Source organism: Pseudomonas sp. MIS38 (assembly GCF_019891575.1).
Classification (GTDB): Bacteria; Pseudomonadota; Gammaproteobacteria; order Pseudomonadales; family Pseudomonadaceae; genus Aquipseudomonas; species Aquipseudomonas putida_A.
In genome coordinates, this window is record NZ_JAFLXF010000010.1 from 159,972 (window position 1) to 175,989 (window position 16,018).

The window sequence follows — 16,018 nt, forward strand, 5'->3', positions numbered from 1 at the left end:
AACGATTACAAAATGCTGCAGCTCAGCCCACGCGCAGGACGATTTTGCCGATGTGGTCGCCACCTTCCATGCGCGCATGCGCCTGGGCGGCATCGTTCAGCGAATAAACCTTATCGATGATCGGCAGGCAGCGTCCGGCGTTAAGCGCCGGCCACACGTGTTCGCGCAGTTGCTCGGCAATTTCGGCTTTTTCCTCTGCGGTGCGCGCTCGCAGCAACGAGCCAGTGATCACCGCACGCTTGGCCATGATCGCCAGCAGGTCGATGTCGTTGGCCTTGCCGCCACCAAGAAAGCCCAGCATCACCAGCCGGCCATCCATCGCCAGCGCGCTGACATTTCCGTTGAGGTACGAGGCGCCCATGATGTCGAGAATCGCGTTCACCCCCTGGCCTGCAGTTTTTTCGGCGATGACCGTGGCGAAATCCTGCTCGCGATAATTGATCGGCTGCCCACCCAGTTTGCTGATTGCCGCGCATTTATCGGCACTGCCGGCGGTGGCGAAGGCTTCGATGCCGAACTCGCGGCACAGCATCAGCGCGGTGGTGCCGATGCCGCTGGTGCCGCCGTGAATCAGCACGCGCTGACCGCGCTGAGCGTCGCCGAGGCCGAACAGGTTGGCCCACACGGTAAAGAAGGTTTCCGGGATAGCGGCGGCCTGCACCCAATCCAGTCCATCGGGGATCGGCAGGGTTTGCCCGGCCGGGACGTTGCAGTATTCGGCGTAACCGCCACCGTTGGTCAGCGCGCAGACCTTGTCCCCGACGGCAAACTGACTGACACCGGCACCCAGCGCCACCACTTCGCCGGCCACTTCCAGACCGGGGATCGGGTTCATGCCCGGCTTCATCGGGTATTTGCCGGCGCGTTGCAGGGCGTCGGGGCGGTTGATCCCGGCGGCATGCACGCGGATCAGCACTTCGCCGGCTGCCGCGACGGGCAGGGACACACGTTTGGCTTGCAAGACTTCCGGGCCACCGGGTTGAGTGATTTCGATCCGGGTCATTTCGTTGGGCAAAGTCATGTCGATTCCTGTTGCTTTAGGTTCTGAAGATGGGAGCGCAGCCCGCGGGCAATGATTCCCTTCAATTTTCACAGACGCGTGGTTCAGTCGCTGAGGGCAGCCATTTCAGGGCGTGCTCCAGAAGGATCGCCACGGCAATCGCCCCTGCGGCGATCACGAAGAGCATTGCGTGCTGACCGCCCGTGGCATTGAACAGCGCCGAATAGGCAAATCCGGCCAGCGCCTGAAACGTGGCAAACGATACGGTCGCGCGGCTCCAGGCGATTTGCTGGCGATGGTGATCCGGCACCAGTTCATGCACGCGGGCCAAGGCCAGCGGGACGATGCCGGGCGGGAATGAACCGATGATCACTGCCAGCACGGCCAACGCCATGAAAGAGTGGGAAACCGCCAGCAGTCCCAGCGCAATCGCCTGCACCACCAATACCAGCCGGATGCCCATCCGCGCGCCAAGCCGGTCCGCGAGAAAGCCGTAACTTACCGGGCCGACAATTGCGCCCAGGCCATACATCACCCAAACCAGTGCACCAATCTGCGCCCCGGCACCGAGCCCGCGAGCCACGTAATCCACCAGAAACACCATGGCCGGCACCAGACCTGCGGCCATGAATGCGTATTGGCCGAACAGCAAATAGACGGCGGAGGGCGTTGGCTCAACCGTCGCGCCTGCGTGAGTGGCGGTCGGGTGCGGTAGATCAGCAGGCCAGCCAAACCAGCTGATCGCGGTCAGCAACAACGACAATCCGCCCAGTCCCAACCAGGTGGCGGGCAGGCCCATATTCAACAAGGGCGGGACAAGGGTTCCGGAGGCGGCGATGCCCAGGCCGATACCGAGAAAAATCGCACCGCTGGCCAGCCCTTTGCGGGATGCCGGCACGTGGGGCAGAACAGTCGCCGCCACCAGCACCATAATTGCGCCGCCGGTAATCCCCGACAACAACCTCCAGCCAAAGAACCAGCTCACCGACAATGGAAATGCACAGGCAAAAAACGCTGCGGTGACCAGCAGCATCATCAGTCGCAGGGCGTTTTTATTGCCCAGTTGCCGCGCTATCGGCCGGCCGAGCAGGGCGCCGATCAGATAGCCGACCAGATTGGCTGCGCCGAGGTAGACCACGTCATTGGCAGAAAACCACTGCGCCTGAATCAGCGAGGGAATAAGCGGTGTGTAGGCAAAACGTGCCAGCCCAATGCCGACCAGGCTGGCGCAGAGTCCCGAGAAAATCGGTAAGGCTGAGGTTGATGTACGCATGACAGCGATCCTGAGGAAGGTCTATGGCGCTCAGAATATCGGCTATCTTTGCTGCGGTAATGCAGCGATTTGGCTTTATAGTGATGCAAATTTGCATGGGGCGGGCAGCATGAACTGGGATGATGCGCGGGTATTTCTCGCGGTATGCAGGGAGTCGACATTACGCGGCGCAGCGCGGGTTTTGGGGGTGGATCAGGCGACTGTCGGGCGACGGATCACGGCGCTGGAAAAGTCCCTGAGCGCGACCTTGTTCCTGCGCACCTCCGACGGCTACGCATTGACCGCGGTCGGCGAGGTCGCGCTCAAAAGCGTGGAAAAAATGGAGCATTCGGCGCTGGAACTTGAGCGGCAGATTCAGGGCCTGGATGATCGTCTGACCGGCACCGTACGCGTCAGCACTACCGACTCGCTGGCCATCGACTTCCTGATCCCGGCCATTAGCCGCCTGCACGCGCAGCACCCGGACGTGCGTGTGCAACTGGACGCCTCCACGCAGATCCTCAGCCTGGCCAAGCGCGAGGCCGACATCGCTGTGCGCAATACCCGGCCTGACAATCCCGATCTGATCGCGCGGCGGATTGCGCGCTGGCCCGTGGGATTGTTCGCATCACAGGCGTATATCGACGCCCATGGCATCCCGCCTCAGGGTACGGCGTTCGAAGGCCATGATCTGGTGGTCTACCAACCGTATTTGCAGACGCACAAGGACATGACGCTGGTTTGCGAACCGCTGCATCGCGGGCGGATTGTCGCCAGCCTGAGCTCCAGTCTGCTGGTACGCCGCTCGATTGCGGCTGGCCTGGGCGTAGGAGAAATTCCGCTGTACATGGGCGAGCGCGATGGCCTGATCAGGCTTTGGCCGGAGCGCAATCGCCCGCAACCGTATGAGGTCTGGCTGGTGACCCACGCGGACTTGCGCCACACCGCACGGGTCAGGGCGGTGATTGAGCAGATTGTCGAGGCGTTTGCACTGGAGAATGAGTGACGGCTCAAAGCGCTTTGGAGAAGCTACATCGTCTGATGAAACGCCCTACATCCACAGCAGAATCTGCCGGCTTGTGGGCTTGGAGCGCCAGTCCTAAGGTTGATGCAACTCGCAGCGCCAGGAAATCGGTGCGCCAGAGAAGGTATCGCTAACCCAGGGAAGGGGATCGGATTGAAAGCCAGGGAATTCGAGCAATATCAAAGCTTCGACACATTGAGCAAAGGTCGTAACACACAAGCCATGAACGCTATCAGCCGTGAAGAATTCAACGCCAGGATCGAGACCATCGAGGCAAGGATGGATGCTCGGGTAGAGCGAGTGCATGCAGATATCCGAGAGTTCCTTTGCTCCCAGGCAGAGCGAGACAAGGCGAATGAGCGCATTCAGGTCGAACGGGATAAACGCTACGACTCGATGATTCAAGGCATTGCCATCGAGTCCAGAGAGGCGCTCAAAAAGGCGGGTACCGTCAATGCCAACGTCTGGATGGCAACGGCTGTGCATCTGTTTGGTGTGGTCAGCATTGTCGTGGGTGGCTATTTCGCCAGTCAGGCCAACCTGTATGCAGCGATACAAACAACCTTGGCGGCGGTTCAGGCGGGCAAAGATGTCGGTGCTGCCAAGCCTGCCGAGTTGCCATCATCGGTGTTGCCAAAATAAAAAAACGGCCTTCAATCGAAGGCCGTTTTTGTTGGCTTTGAAAACCCATGCCTCATGGCATTTGCGGCAGCTCTTGCGGACGCAGGTCAAACACCAGGACTTCGGCATCCACGCCATTGCTCAGGGTCAACGCCTGTTCCTCACGAACCCGCACGCCATCACCTTCCTGCAGCAACTGGCCATTGAGTTCAACACTGCCGCGAGCCACATGTACGTAGGCGTAACGGTTGGCCGACAGTTTCAGGGTGGCGCTTTCCTTGCCGTCGAACAACCCGGCGTAAACCCGAGCATCCTGGCGTACTGTCAGCGAACCATCGCTGCCGTCCGGCGAGATGATCAGTTGCAGGCGACCACGTTTTTTTTGCGCACTGAAGTGCTCCTGTTGATAGCGCGGTTTGGCGCCGCTGATCTCCGGCACAATCCAGATTTGCAAAAAGTGCACGGGCTTGGTGGCCGAATGGTTGAACTCGCTGTGCGCCACGCCGCTGCCGGCGCTCATCAGTTGTACGTCGCCAGGGCGGATCACCGAGCCGGTGCCCAACGTGTCTTTATGTTCCAGCGCACCTTCGAGCACGTAGGAAAAGATCTCCATGTCGCGATGCGGGTGCTGGCCGAAACCTTTGCCGGCGGCAACGCGGTCATCGTTGATCACCAGCAGGTCGGAAAAACCCTGTTCACGCGGGTCGCGGTAGCTGGCAAAGGAAAAGGTGTGGAACGACTTCAACCAGCCATGATTGGCGAGGCCACGATCGGAGGCTTTGCGAAGAGTCAGCATGATGAAATCTCCTGGGGGGACGTGAATTCGTCCGAGTGAGGAGAAGGTTACTGTTTACTCTTCGGGGTAATAAGTAGATGGAAATTGAAATACTGTCCCTTTCTGGTTGACAGTTGTGTGCGCTTGATCACGTATTTTTTTCCGACGATTGTGTCGCAGTTGGCCATAATGCTCAGCCAGTCTTGTCCGTCCATTTTTCATTATCAGTGATGTGTACCCCATGAAAACCGTGGCCATGGTGTTGTTCCCCGACTTTCTGCTGCTCGACATGGCCGGGCCGCTGGAAGTGTTTTCGGTGGCCAATCGCTATTTGAAACCGGAGTCGCACTATCAGCTGACGACCCTTGGCACCGAGCGCGGGCCGTTGTGTGCGTCCAACGGTGTGCTGGTCCACACCGACCGGCATATCGAACAAGCCCTTGAGCGCTACGACTTGCTGCTGGTGCCAGGAGGGCCGGGGGCCTACAACGAAAAACACCCGGCGTTGCTGGCCTGGCTGAAAGCGGCGGTGCCCTGTGCCGAGCGGTATGGTTCGATCTGCACCGGCGCCTTCGTACTCGGCCATGCCGGGTTGCTCGATGGCTATCGGGTGACCACTCACTGGAATTACACCGAGCGCCTGATCAAGGCATTTCCAAAGGCGAGCGTCGCCACCGACCAGATTTTCATTGAGGATCGCAATCTGATCACCTCTGGCGGGGTCACGGCCGGCATCGACCTGGCGCTGGCGCTGGTGGCGCAGGATCACGGCAAGAAGTTGGCCCAGGACGTCGCCAAAGTGCTGCTGGTGGTGATGAAACGTCAAGGCGGACAGGCGCAGTTCAGCCCCTTGATGGCGGCGGTGGCGCCTCAGGAAACACCGATCACCCGAGTACAGAATTACGTCCTGGACCATCTCGACGAAGCGTTCACTGTCGAGCGCATGGCTGGATTGGCCAACATGAGTGCACGGCACTTCGCGCGGACGTTTGTCCGCGACATCAATATGACGCCGATGGAGTTCCTGCAAAGTGCGCGTATCGACTGCGCACGAAATCTTTTGGAAACCACTGACCTGCCTTTGAAAACCGTGGCCTACAAGAGTGGTTTTGGCAGTGTTCGGCACATGCGTCTGTTGTTCGCGGAAAAACTTGGCCTTACCCCTGTGCAATACCGCGAACAGTTCAGCTAGAGCGGTTCTGTCCGTTGTGCGCACCCGGATGTCCGTGCTGCGCCCTGTGTGAAGGTTGTGCCGTCATCGCAGGCTGCCAAGATAGTTGGCATGAACAGCCTCAACGATTTGCACTCGGCGTCAGTCCTGTATTTCGGCCCTTACGCCTTTCATTTGCGCCAACGGCTGATCCTCGACGGGGATCGGCAACTGCGCATGGGCGGGCGTGCGCTGGATATTCTGCAGGTGCTGGTCGAGCGTGCAGGCCGAGTGGTCAGAAAGGAAGAGTTGATTGCACGGGTCTGGCCCACTTCGGTGGTCGAAGAGATCAATCTTCGCGTCCACATTGCCGCCCTGCGCCGGGCGCTCGGTGACGGTGAGAACGGCCAGCGCTACATCGTCAATGTGCCGCAATGTGGCTACAGCTTCGTTGCTCCGGTGCACGGCGACAATTTCGAGCACGTGGCCCTGGAACACCTGCAAGCGCCACAACACAACCTGCCTGTGCGGCTGACGCCGGTGACCGGTCGCGATTCAGTGGTGGGCTCGATGGTGCGGCAATTGCCACTGTGCCGATTGATGACCGTGACGGGGCCTGCGGGTGTCGGCAAAACCACGGTGGCGTTGCGTGCTGCAGAGTTGCTGTTACAGCATTTTCGCGACGGGGTCTGGCTGGTGGACCTGGCGGTAGTCAACGACGCTACGCCACTGCTCGATTATCTGTTGCACACCCTCGAAACCGATCTCGTCACGCTGGCAGCGCGTCACAGCTTGCTGGTGCTGGATAACTGCGAGCATCTGCGTGAAGCCTGCAAGGCTCTGGTTGAACGTTTACTGGAGGCCGCGCCACGGTTGTCGATTCTTGCGACCAGTCGCGAAGCATTGCAGGCCAGTCTGGAGACCGTGCAAACCCTGCCGCCACTGGCCATTCCCAAGTCCTCAGCGTTGGGCAGTGTCGAAGAGACCATGAGCTATTCGGCCGTGCAATTGTTTGTCAGTCGTGCCCGAGCCCGGCAGCAGGGTTTTACCCTGCGTGAACAGGATCTCAATGCTGTGCGCGACATCTGTCGGCGGCTCGATGGGCTGCCACTGGCGATTGAACTGGCGGCGGCGCACATTGATGCGCTGGCGTTGGTCGGCTTGCAGTCTCAACTCGACAATTGTTTACAGCTGCTCAGCCATGGTCGGCGTACTGCCGTGCCACGCCATCAAACCCTGAAAGCCGCGCTGGACTGGAGCTATCACCACCTGAGTGAGCAGGAACAGCGGGTGCTGCAACGCCTGTCGGTCTTCAAAACGGCGTTTGCCATTGATGCGGCGATGGGCGTCATCAGTTGCGCGCAATTACTTCCGTCGACGTTGGCCCTGATGATTGATCGGTTGGCGCAGAAGTCTTTGCTGGCGGTGGAGCGGGGCAGTGCCGGGTTGCGCTATCGCATGCTCAACACCACTCGTCGATACGCCCGCGAACAACTGGAACGCAGCGGTGAATCCAACGAGTACGAGCGTCGGCATGCGCGCTTCGTCAGCCGCAGTCGTTGGGTGTCAGGCTCGCAGTTGGCGGCCCAACTCGTCGAGTAACCAGCGCACCTTGCGCAGGTCCGGGGTGGCGTAGCCCTCGGTGAAGCGTTGATAGATCGGGTTCAATAACTCCAGTGCTTCGCGGTAGCGGTTCTGCCGTTGCCACAACTGCGCCAGCGAAGTGGCGCTGCGCAGTTCCCAGGCCAGCGCGCCCTGGGTTTGCGCGATCGACAGTGCCTGGAGCAAGACCTTTTCGGCTTGCCGGGTGTTGCTGTCGGGGCAAGCCGAATCTTCAATCAACATCCGATCGGCCCGAGCCCGCAGAATCTCCGCCGTGCTCCAGCCTGCCGCTCCGCTGTGTGCCCGCTCAAGCAACGCATCATCAACAAAGCGGCTGTCCAGGGTCACCATGATTTCTCTGATCAGACCGCTGTCATCGGTCGCTATCGGCACGGCGGCATCGGCGTCGAGGACCTGCGCGTATTGCCGTGCCCAGCGATAGAACAGCAATACGGAATGCTTCTGCGCCTGCTCCAGCAACAGCTGCAGCAAAGCACGGGCGTTTTGCGGGTCACCGTTGTAATGAGCAATCAGGCAACTGGCCAGCGCCAGGGTGTAGCAGATCGAGGTGCCGTGGTTGATTTGCACGGCGATGTCCAGTGCCTGCCTGGCCGTACGCCAGGCCTGTTCAGGGAAACCTTGCAGCCACAACACCCGGGCCAGCACCGTCAGCGAGGCGACGCTCTGGTCGTACTGCACGCCGAAGCCATGGGTGAAGCGGTTGGGGTTGCCGTTTTGCGCCATGCGCTGAATCACTTGCTCGGCATGCAGGCGTGCCTGCTGCTGGTCGCCGGCGTAATGCAGCGCCAACACCCGCAGGCGATGTGTACTCAGCGACAACTGCGGGTCGCCGTGCAGGCCGAGTCGATCGAACTGTTCGCTCTGTTCCAGCGCCGACCGATAGTGGCCACAGCTGAGGTTGACCGCCATGTGCCCGGACACCGCACGCAGTTGGCCAGCCACGTCGTCGTACTCTTGCGCCAGCGCATGGGCATCGACGAATGCGGCGATGGTTTCCGGGGTGCCACCCCAGGTGTGGTAGCAGGCGCTGCCGAGCGCCAGTTTCAGCGCGATCTTCACCCGAGGGCAAGGTTCGGCAGCGTTTTCCAGCAGGGCCAGCGCCTGACGCACGTAACCGCCGTATTCCTTGAGCAGCGACAACTCTTGCCACAGGGGCGCCGAGGTCGCGGCCAGATAAATCCCCACATCATTGGGGCCTGCACCGTTCAGGCTCCAGTCGAGCGCCGCGCGCAGGTCTTCCAGACCGCGTGCGTAGCGTTCGATCCACAGGGCGGTTGAGGTCGTTTCCCAATCGGTCTGCGCCTGATACATCAGCGCCAGACAACGTTCAGCGTGGCGTTCGCGGGTTTCGGCGAGTTCGGCGCCTTGCTCGAGTTTTTCCAGGGCATACCTGCGCGTGGTGTCGAGCAACCGATAGAACACTTCCTCGTCACCGACTTCGACGTTGAGCAACGATTTGGCGACCAGTTGGGTGATCGAACCGAACACCTCGCCGGGCTGGATCTGCTGTCCACCGATCACCGCAGCGGCGGACTCCAGCGTGAAGCCACCCCGAAACACACCGAGCCGGCGCAGGCAGGTCTGTTCGCAATCGGTGAGCAGGTTGAAGCTCCAGTCCAGCGTGGCACGCAGCGTCTGGTGGCGCTCCACGCTGCTCTGATTGCCGGCAGCCGATACCGGCAGACGCCCTTGCAGCTGGCTGAGCAAACCCTGCAGGCCGAGTTCTCCAACCTGCGCCGCCGCCAGCTCCAGCGCCAGCGGAATGCCGTCCAGACGCCGACAGATTTCAAGCGCATCGGGCAACTCGGCGTCGCTCAATTCAAAGCCCTCGTGCGCGGCCAGGGCGCGTTCGGCAAACAGTTGCAGTGCCGAAAAACTCAACGCCTGCGCACGATCAAGCACGGCAATCGGCGGCGGGTAATCGAGGGATTCGAGACGTTGCACATACTCGCCTTCGGCACGCAGGCTCTCGCGGCTGGTGGCCAGAATGTGAACCTGCGGCGCACCGCGCAAAATGCTCTCGCTGAGCAGTGCCATGGCGTCGATCAGGTGTTCGCAATTGTCGATTACCAGCAGCATCTGGCGCTCGCGCAGCGCATTGACGAGGTGGGTCAGCGGATCGTTGTCATGCGGCACCACATCCAGCAGGGCCGCCAGGTGCGAGCAGATCATTCGTGCGTCGTTGATCGGCGAAAGATCCAGCAGCCGGATACCGTCCCGATAGTGGCCGATCATCTGCTCGGCAACGCGCAGGGCCACGGTGGTTTTGCCGATGCCGCCGGGGCCGACCAGCGTGATGCAGCGCTGGCGCGGCAACTGCCTGATCAGGCTGTCGACCAGCGGCTGGCGGCCGATCATTCGCGTGCGGCGCAGTGGCAGGTTATGCCGGGTGCCGGTCTCTGCGCAGGTGTGCTGTTCGATCGATTGCAGCCTGATCGGTGCGACAAAGCTGTAGCCGCGCTGCGCCACCGTGACGATGTATCTCTGCCCGCCCTGACCATCGCCCAGGGCTTTGCGCAACGCCGCCATGTGCACCCGCAGATTGATGTCTTCGACGACGCTGTCCGGCCACACGCCGGCAATCAGTTGCTGCTTGCTCACGACATCGCCGGCATGCGCCAGCAGGATCAGCAGAATATCCATGGCACGTCGGCCCAGGCGTAACGGCTGCTCGCCTTCAAGCAGCAGCCGTTTGCCGGGCTGAATCCGATAGGGGCCGAAACCGAGGGCCTGATTCGGGGGAAGACTCAACAGCTCACTCCTGCGAAATTTTTATAATCCTGCCCACGGCGTGTGAAGCCTCCGTGAAGGGCAGCGCGGATCAGCGTCAGCGGCACGCAAGCCTTCTAATCCGCAGTTTTGCGGACATATTCCGCAGGTTCTGGCGTCAGTGCAACGTGCAGATTGCCGGCAATGCTCGAAAGTGATGCTGCGATCGGCATTTTTGCCCGCTGCAATGTTCAGACCAGCGCTTTGTCTCGCGGACAATTAACAACGATTAACTCGTCTGTGTTCGCTTCAACCCCAAAAATCCGCTGAATCAAGCCTGGCCTCAGGCCAGGACCTGATGGCTGCAATGGAGTGCACCCGAGCGGAGGACGGCGCAATGAGCAACGTGGTGGTGGTCTATCACAGCGGCTATGGCCACACTCGCGTCATGGCAGAAGCCGTGGCGCAGGGCGTCGAACGGCACTTGGGCAGTACCTGTCGGTTGGTGGCGGTAGAAGAAGTCGAGTTCTATTGGGATGAGTTGCACCGCGCCGACGCGATCATTTTCGGTGCGCCGACTTACATGGGCAGCGCGTCGGCGGGCTTCAAGCATTTCATGGAGGCCAGCGCGGCGTTCTATCTGGCAAAACCATGGCGCAACAAGGTTGCCGCCGGGTTCACCAATTCCGGAAGCCTGTGCGGCGACAAGCTCAATACATTGCTGCAAATGGCGGTGTTCGCCGCGCAGCATTCGATGATCTGGGTGGGGCTCGACCTGCTCCCGGCGCGCTCGGTGGCGGGCTGCTTCGATGGACAGTTGAATCGTCTGGGCAGCGCGCTCGGGGCCATGTCCCAATCCAATGTCGAACAGCCCCCCGAGCAGGCGCCGCCGCTCGAAGATCGGCGTACGGCGGCACACCTGGGCGAGCGGGTGGCGCAAGTGGCGCAGCGTTTGAGGCAGCAATGAAGCGCAGGGAAATGAGCTTGGCGCGCGGCAGCGTCTAGACCGCCAGGCGTATGCCGACAGGCGCGGCCGCTGGTTGCGGTCTTTCGGGCTTCATGCCCGGCACCTCACGACACCGCCAGGCGAAAGGGCTGATCCCTTCGCTGCGGGTGAAGATATGGCAGAAGTGCGCCTGATCACAGAAGCCACATTCCAGGCTGATCTGCGTCAGGCTCAAGTGGGTGAGCCGGATCAACTGCTTGGCGCGAGCGATGCGCTGGGTGCGGATCCAGTCCTGTGGCGAGAGTCCGGTACTGCATTTGAACGCCCGGGAAAAATGACTGCGTGACAACGAACAGGCCTCTGCCAGTTCGGTGACTTCCAGGCTTTCACCCAGGCGATCGAGGATCAACTGTTTGGCCCGCCGTTCGCGTTGCGGACTGAGGCCGCCGATGCGCGGTGTGCAAGATTCGCTGGAGGGGGCGAGGGCGACTGTTTGTTGTAAGTGAGCCATGGCCAATGTCCGTGTCGGGGGGCAACGCACGCTCGGCACGTTTCCCTCTGGTCAAAAAAACAATGTTTCGCAGAGGGTTTCATTGTTGGACGGGGCCGGAAGACTGACGAGTTAAACGTTGTTAATTGCGCCGCAAAACGTTGAACTCAGCACATCGCTGCAAGTCGCTGCCCTCGACAAACACTTCCAATGGATACCGGTGGAATACGGCCCATACAAACGCGCGGCCAACGTACCGTTGATCGAGTAAAGTACGGCGCTATCGCACCTGACTGAACACGACTTCTCAAGCAAGGAACACGAGCCCATGAACCGTAACGATCTGCGTCGCGTCGACATGAACCTGTTGGTGATTTTCGAAGCGCTGATGTTCGAAAAGAACCTGACCCGCGTCGCTGAAAAACTGTTCATGGGCCAACCGGCGGTCAGTGCGGCGCTGGGTCGTTTGCGCGACCTGTTCGATGATCCGTTGCTGCTGCGCAACGGTCGCAGCATGGAGCCGACCGCCCGCGCGCTGGCGATTCTGCAGGAGCTGCAACCGGCGATGGATGTGATCTCCGGCGCGGTCAGCCGGGCCAAGGAGTTCGACCCGGCGAGCAGTTGCGACGTGTTCCGCATCGGCCTGTCGGACGACGCCGAGTTCGGTCTGTTTCCGCCGCTGCTGCGACAGCTTCAGCAGGAAGCACCGGGGATTGTCGTGGTGGTGCGCCGTGCCAATTATCTGTTGATGCCGGCGCTGCTGGCGTCCGGGGAAATCTCGGTCGGCGTCAGTTACACCACCGATCTGCCGGCCAACGCCAAGCGCAAGAAACTGCGCGACATTCCCTGCAAAGTGCTACGCGGCGATGATCGCCCGGGGCCGCTGACGCTGGACGAATACTGCGAGCGCCCGCACGCAATGGTGTCGTTCTCCGGCGACCTGAGCGGCAACATTGACCTGGACCTGGCCAAGGTTGGCCGGCGGCGGCGCGTGGTGCTCGGTGTGCCGCAGTTCAGCGGTTTGCGCGCGTTGCTCGCCGGCACTGAAATGATTGCTACCGTCCCTGATTACGCCGCCTGCGCACTTGTCGAAGGCTGCAACCTGCGCGCTGAAGATCCACCGTTCCCGATCGACGCCGCACAGCTGTCGATGGCCTGGAGCGGGGTGCACGATAACGACCCGGCCGAGCGCTGGCTGCGTTCGCGGATCAGCCAGTTCATGGCGGCGCCGCTGGATATCCCGCATTCCTGACGCGCCAAATTTCCCTGTGGAAGCGGGCTTGCTCGCGAAAGCGGTGTGTCATTCAACAATGATGCTGGCTGACCGGACGCCACTGTCGGATCGCCGCCCGCACCAGGCTCGCTCGCACAGGAATCCGACTCGCCTGAAAGAGAGCACATCCATTCAATTTTCCCTCGCCCGCACCGAGCATGATTCAACCCGATAAGGATTAAAGGGTAGGGTCATGAGCGCATCACAACACGATGAACAGGCACAGGATGTCGGTCTGCTGTTTCTGCGGGTCAGCGGCGGGCTGTTCCTGCTGTGGGTCCACGGTTTGCCCAAGCTGCTGGACTTCAACGCGCAATTGCAGCAGATCGAAGACCCGTTCCACCTCGGCGCGCACCTCACACTCTGCCTGGCGATTTTCGCTGAAGTCCTCTGTCCGCTACTGATCGTCGCCGGGGTGCTGGCGCGATTGGCCTGCTTGCCTATTCTTTTTGTTCTGCTGGTGGCGCTGCTGGTCGTGCATCCGCAATGGAGTGTGGCCGAGGGGCAATTCGGCTGGTTGCTGTTGATCCTGTTCGCCACTGTGTTTATCGCCGGGCCGGGACGCCTGGCGCTCAATGTTCGTCTGCCCGGAGTGCTGCGTTATGCCTGAAGCCCTGAGTCCAAAAGCACCGGGGGTCGGTGAAACCGTGACCCTGATCGTCAAGCACCGGGTCAAGGCCGGGTTTGAACAGCCTTACGAAGCATGGTTGCGCAACATCGTCCGGGTCGCCGGGCAGCGCGACGGTCACCTCGGGGTCGACGTGGTGCGCGGCAAACTGGCCGGTCTCGACACCTACACCTGCGTCCTGCGCTTTTCCTCCACCGAGGCCATGCAGCTGTGGCTGGAGTCGCCGCAGCGCCAGGCGCTGGTGGATGAGGCGGCGCCGATGCTCGCTGATGGCGACCAGACCGAAGTCGCGCCGGTCAACGAATTCTGGTTCGCGCCGCTGGCCGATGCCGCGAAGCCGCCGCCGCGCTGGAAGCAAGCGGTGATCACCCTGCTGGTGATTCTGCCGCACACGCTGCTGGTGCCGCTGATCTGGGGGCCGCTGCTCAAGCTGCATCCGCTGCTTTCCAACTACGTGGTCGCCACGTTCCTGATCACCCTGACCATCGTCCTGTCGGTGGTGTACGTGTTCATGCCCCGCGTGACCCGGTTGTTCGCGCCGTGGCTGGAAGCCGGTCAGGCCCATGCTCACGTCGAGCCGGCGAAACAGCCGTCACGCTGACACCCATTCATCTACTCGAAAGGAACTGCGATGAACGCCGATCTGATTCTGTTCAATGGCCAATTTCATACCGTAGACCGCAGCAAGCCGCTGGCCAGTGCCGTGGCGATCAAGGACGGCCGCTTTGTCGTCGTTGGCAACGACACCCAGGCCATGGCCCTGCGTGGTTCGGCCACGCAAGTGATCGACATGCACGGGCGCTGCGTGATCCCCGGTCTCAACGACTCGCACCTGCACCTGATCCGTGGCGGCCTCAACTACAACCTCGAACTGCGTTGGGAAGGCGTGCCGTCGCTGGCCGATGCGCTGCGCATGCTCAAGGAGCAGGCCGACCGTACGCCGACCCCGCAATGGGTGCGCGTGGTGGGTGGCTGGAACGAATTCCAGTTCGCCGAAAAACGCATGCCGACCCTCGAAGAACTCAACCAGGCGGCACCGGACACCCCGGTATTCGTTCTGCACCTGTACGACCGCGCGCTGCTCAACCGTGCCGCACTGCGGGTTGCCGGTTACACCCGCGACACGCCGAACCCACCGGGTGGCGAGATCGTCCGCGATGCCAATGGCAATCCGACCGGGATGCTGGTGGCAAAACCCAACGCGATGATTCTGTACTCGACGCTGGCCAAGGGGCCGAAGCTGCCGCTGGAATATCAGGTCAACTCGACCCGGCAGTTCATGCGCGAACTCAATCGCCTCGGCCTGACCAGCGCGATCGATGCCGGCGGTGGTTTCCAGAACTATCCAGATGACTATCAGGTGATTGAGCAACTGGCCAAGGATGATCAGTTGACCGTGCGCATCGCCTACAACCTGTTCACCCAGAAGCCCAAAGAAGAGCTGACCGATTTCCAGAACTGGACCGGCAGCGTCAAGTTGCACCAGGGCGACGATTACCTGCGGCACAACGGCGCCGGCGAGATGCTGGTGTTCTCCGCGGCCGACTTCGAAGACTTCCTCGAACCGCGTCCGGACCTACCGCAGACCATGGAACAGGAGCTGGAACCGGTGGTGCGCCATCTGGTCGAGCAGCGCTGGCCGTTCCGCTTGCACGCCACGTACAACGAATCAATCAGCCGCATGCTCGACGTGTTCGAGAAGGTCAATCGTGACATTCCGTTCAACGGTCTGCCGTGGTTCTTCGACCACGCGGAAACCATCACCCCGCAGAACATCGAGCGGGTGCGGGCGCTGGGTGGCGGCATCGCGATTCAGGATCGCATGGCGTTCCAGGGCGAATACTTCGTTGACCGTTACGGCGCGAAAGCCGCCGAAGCCACGCCGCCGATCAAACGCATGCTCGCCGAAGGCATACCGGTCGGCGCCGGCACCGATGCCACCCGGGTTTCCAGCTACAACCCGTGGACATCTCTGTACTGGATGGTCAGCGGTCGCACCGTCGGCGGTCTGGCCTTGTACGAAGAAGGTCTGCCACGCACTACCGCACTGGAACTGTTCACCCACGGCAGCGCCTGGTTCTCGTCGGAGCAGGGCAAGAAGGGCCAGATCAAGGTCGGGCAACTGGCGGATCTGGCGGCGCTGAGCGCGGACTTCTTCCACGTCGAGGAAGAAGCGATCAAGTGGATCGAGTCGGTGCTGACCGTGGTCGGCGGCAAGATCGTCTACGCCGCCGGCGACTTCGAAGACCTCGGCCCACGCTCGATCCCCGTGCTGCCGGACTGGTCGCCGGTGGTCAAGGTGCCGGGCCACTGGCGCCCGAACTCGCCTTTGCAGGCGCAAGTGCACCAGTGCGTCGGTGCTTGCGCAGTGCACTCGCACAGCCATGAAAAAGCCCGACTGTCGAACGCACCGGTCAGCGACTTCGCCGGTTTCTGGGGCGCGTTCGGCTGTTCTTGCTTCGCTTTCTGATCACTACAAAAAAGCGCCGGCCATCCGGTCGGCGCCTCACGCAACAACCATCCACCG

The 16,018-nt window shown here is 61.3% G+C and carries 15 protein-coding genes; 10 read left to right on the forward strand and 5 right to left on the reverse strand.

Features of this window, described 5'->3' with window-relative positions:
• Positions 1-22: 22 nt before the first annotated feature.
• Both J1G18_RS14050 and J1G18_RS14055 read right to left on the reverse strand, forming a co-directional pair.
• Positions 23-1,021 (reverse strand): NAD(P)H-quinone oxidoreductase, encoded by a 999-nt coding sequence (locus J1G18_RS14050; protein ID WP_134786800.1) that lies wholly within the window; start codon positions 1,019-1,021, stop codon positions 23-25.
• Positions 1,022-1,082: 61 nt separating this feature from the next.
• Positions 1,083-2,273, reverse strand: a complete 1,191-nt coding sequence (locus J1G18_RS14055) for a YbfB/YjiJ family MFS transporter (RefSeq protein ID WP_134786799.1) — start codon at positions 2,271-2,273, stop codon at positions 1,083-1,085.
• A gap of 109 nt (positions 2,274-2,382) precedes the next feature.
• Between J1G18_RS14055 and J1G18_RS14060 the strand changes: the two genes are divergently transcribed.
• Both J1G18_RS14060 and J1G18_RS14065 read left to right on the forward strand, forming a co-directional pair.
• Complete coding sequence (locus J1G18_RS14060; protein ID WP_223007903.1) at positions 2,383-3,258, forward strand: LysR family transcriptional regulator; 876 nt, start codon at positions 2,383-2,385, stop codon at positions 3,256-3,258.
• A 171-nt stretch (positions 3,259-3,429) separates the two neighbouring features.
• Positions 3,430-3,918 (forward strand): hypothetical protein, encoded by a 489-nt coding sequence (locus tag J1G18_RS14065; protein WP_227698838.1) that lies wholly within the window; start codon positions 3,430-3,432, stop codon positions 3,916-3,918.
• A 52-nt stretch (positions 3,919-3,970) separates the two neighbouring features.
• On the opposite strand, the gene J1G18_RS14070 is transcribed toward J1G18_RS14065, so the two are convergent.
• Entirely contained in the window at positions 3,971-4,693 is a 723-nt protein-coding gene (locus J1G18_RS14070; protein WP_095136690.1) for a pirin family protein, read from the reverse strand.
• Between the two features lie 220 nt (positions 4,694-4,913).
• Here J1G18_RS14070 and J1G18_RS14075 point away from each other — a divergent pair, with 220 nt between their 5' ends.
• Both J1G18_RS14075 and J1G18_RS14080 read left to right on the forward strand, forming a co-directional pair.
• On the forward strand, positions 4,914-5,864 hold the full coding sequence (locus J1G18_RS14075) for a GlxA family transcriptional regulator (RefSeq protein ID WP_223007904.1): 951 nt from the start codon (positions 4,914-4,916) through the stop codon (positions 5,862-5,864).
• A gap of 90 nt (positions 5,865-5,954) precedes the next feature.
• Positions 5,955-7,424 carry an ATP-binding protein gene (locus tag J1G18_RS14080; RefSeq protein ID WP_223007905.1) on the forward strand — a complete coding sequence of 490 codons (1,470 nt, stop codon included), beginning with the start codon at positions 5,955-5,957 and terminating at the stop codon, positions 7,422-7,424.
• Here J1G18_RS14080 and J1G18_RS14085 read toward each other — a convergent pair.
• Positions 7,389-10,196: an ATP-binding protein gene (locus tag J1G18_RS14085; protein WP_223007906.1), complete on the reverse strand. Its 2,808-nt coding sequence runs from the start codon at positions 10,194-10,196 to the stop codon at positions 7,389-7,391. The two genes, J1G18_RS14080 and J1G18_RS14085, sit on opposite strands and share 36 nt — an antisense overlap.
• Before the next feature lie 355 nt (positions 10,197-10,551).
• On the opposite strand from J1G18_RS14085, the gene J1G18_RS14090 reads away from it, so the two are divergent.
• Entirely contained in the window at positions 10,552-11,121 is a 570-nt protein-coding gene (locus tag J1G18_RS14090) for a flavodoxin family protein (RefSeq protein ID WP_027611586.1), read from the forward strand.
• Between the two features lie 34 nt (positions 11,122-11,155).
• On the opposite strand, the gene J1G18_RS14095 is transcribed toward J1G18_RS14090, so the two are convergent.
• Positions 11,156-11,611, reverse strand: a complete 456-nt coding sequence (locus J1G18_RS14095; RefSeq protein WP_223007907.1) for a helix-turn-helix domain-containing protein — start codon at positions 11,609-11,611, stop codon at positions 11,156-11,158.
• A gap of 118 nt (positions 11,612-11,729) precedes the next feature.
• Here J1G18_RS14095 and J1G18_RS28035 point away from each other — a divergent pair, with 118 nt between their 5' ends.
• The 5 genes from J1G18_RS28035 (at position 11,730) to J1G18_RS14115 (ending at position 15,961) form a co-directional block, all read left to right on the forward strand.
• Positions 11,730-11,861 carry a hypothetical protein gene (locus J1G18_RS28035; RefSeq protein WP_262415589.1) on the forward strand — a complete coding sequence of 44 codons (132 nt, stop codon included), beginning with the start codon at positions 11,730-11,732 and terminating at the stop codon, positions 11,859-11,861.
• A 57-nt stretch (positions 11,862-11,918) separates the two neighbouring features.
• Positions 11,919-12,842, forward strand: a complete 924-nt coding sequence (locus tag J1G18_RS14100; RefSeq protein WP_223007908.1) for a LysR family transcriptional regulator — start codon at positions 11,919-11,921, stop codon at positions 12,840-12,842.
• 214 nt (positions 12,843-13,056) lie between these two features.
• Positions 13,057-13,473, forward strand: a complete 417-nt coding sequence (locus tag J1G18_RS14105) for a DoxX family protein (RefSeq protein WP_098964597.1) — start codon at positions 13,057-13,059, stop codon at positions 13,471-13,473.
• On the forward strand, positions 13,466-14,092 hold the full coding sequence (locus J1G18_RS14110; RefSeq protein ID WP_095136682.1) for an antibiotic biosynthesis monooxygenase: 627 nt from the start codon (positions 13,466-13,468) through the stop codon (positions 14,090-14,092). The genes J1G18_RS14105 and J1G18_RS14110 overlap by 8 nt, the downstream gene beginning before the upstream one ends.
• Before the next feature lie 30 nt (positions 14,093-14,122).
• A complete protein-coding gene (locus J1G18_RS14115; RefSeq protein WP_202370322.1) occupies positions 14,123-15,961 on the forward strand; it encodes an amidohydrolase in 1,839 nt (612 codons plus the stop codon).
• Positions 15,962-16,018: the final 57 nt, after the last annotated feature.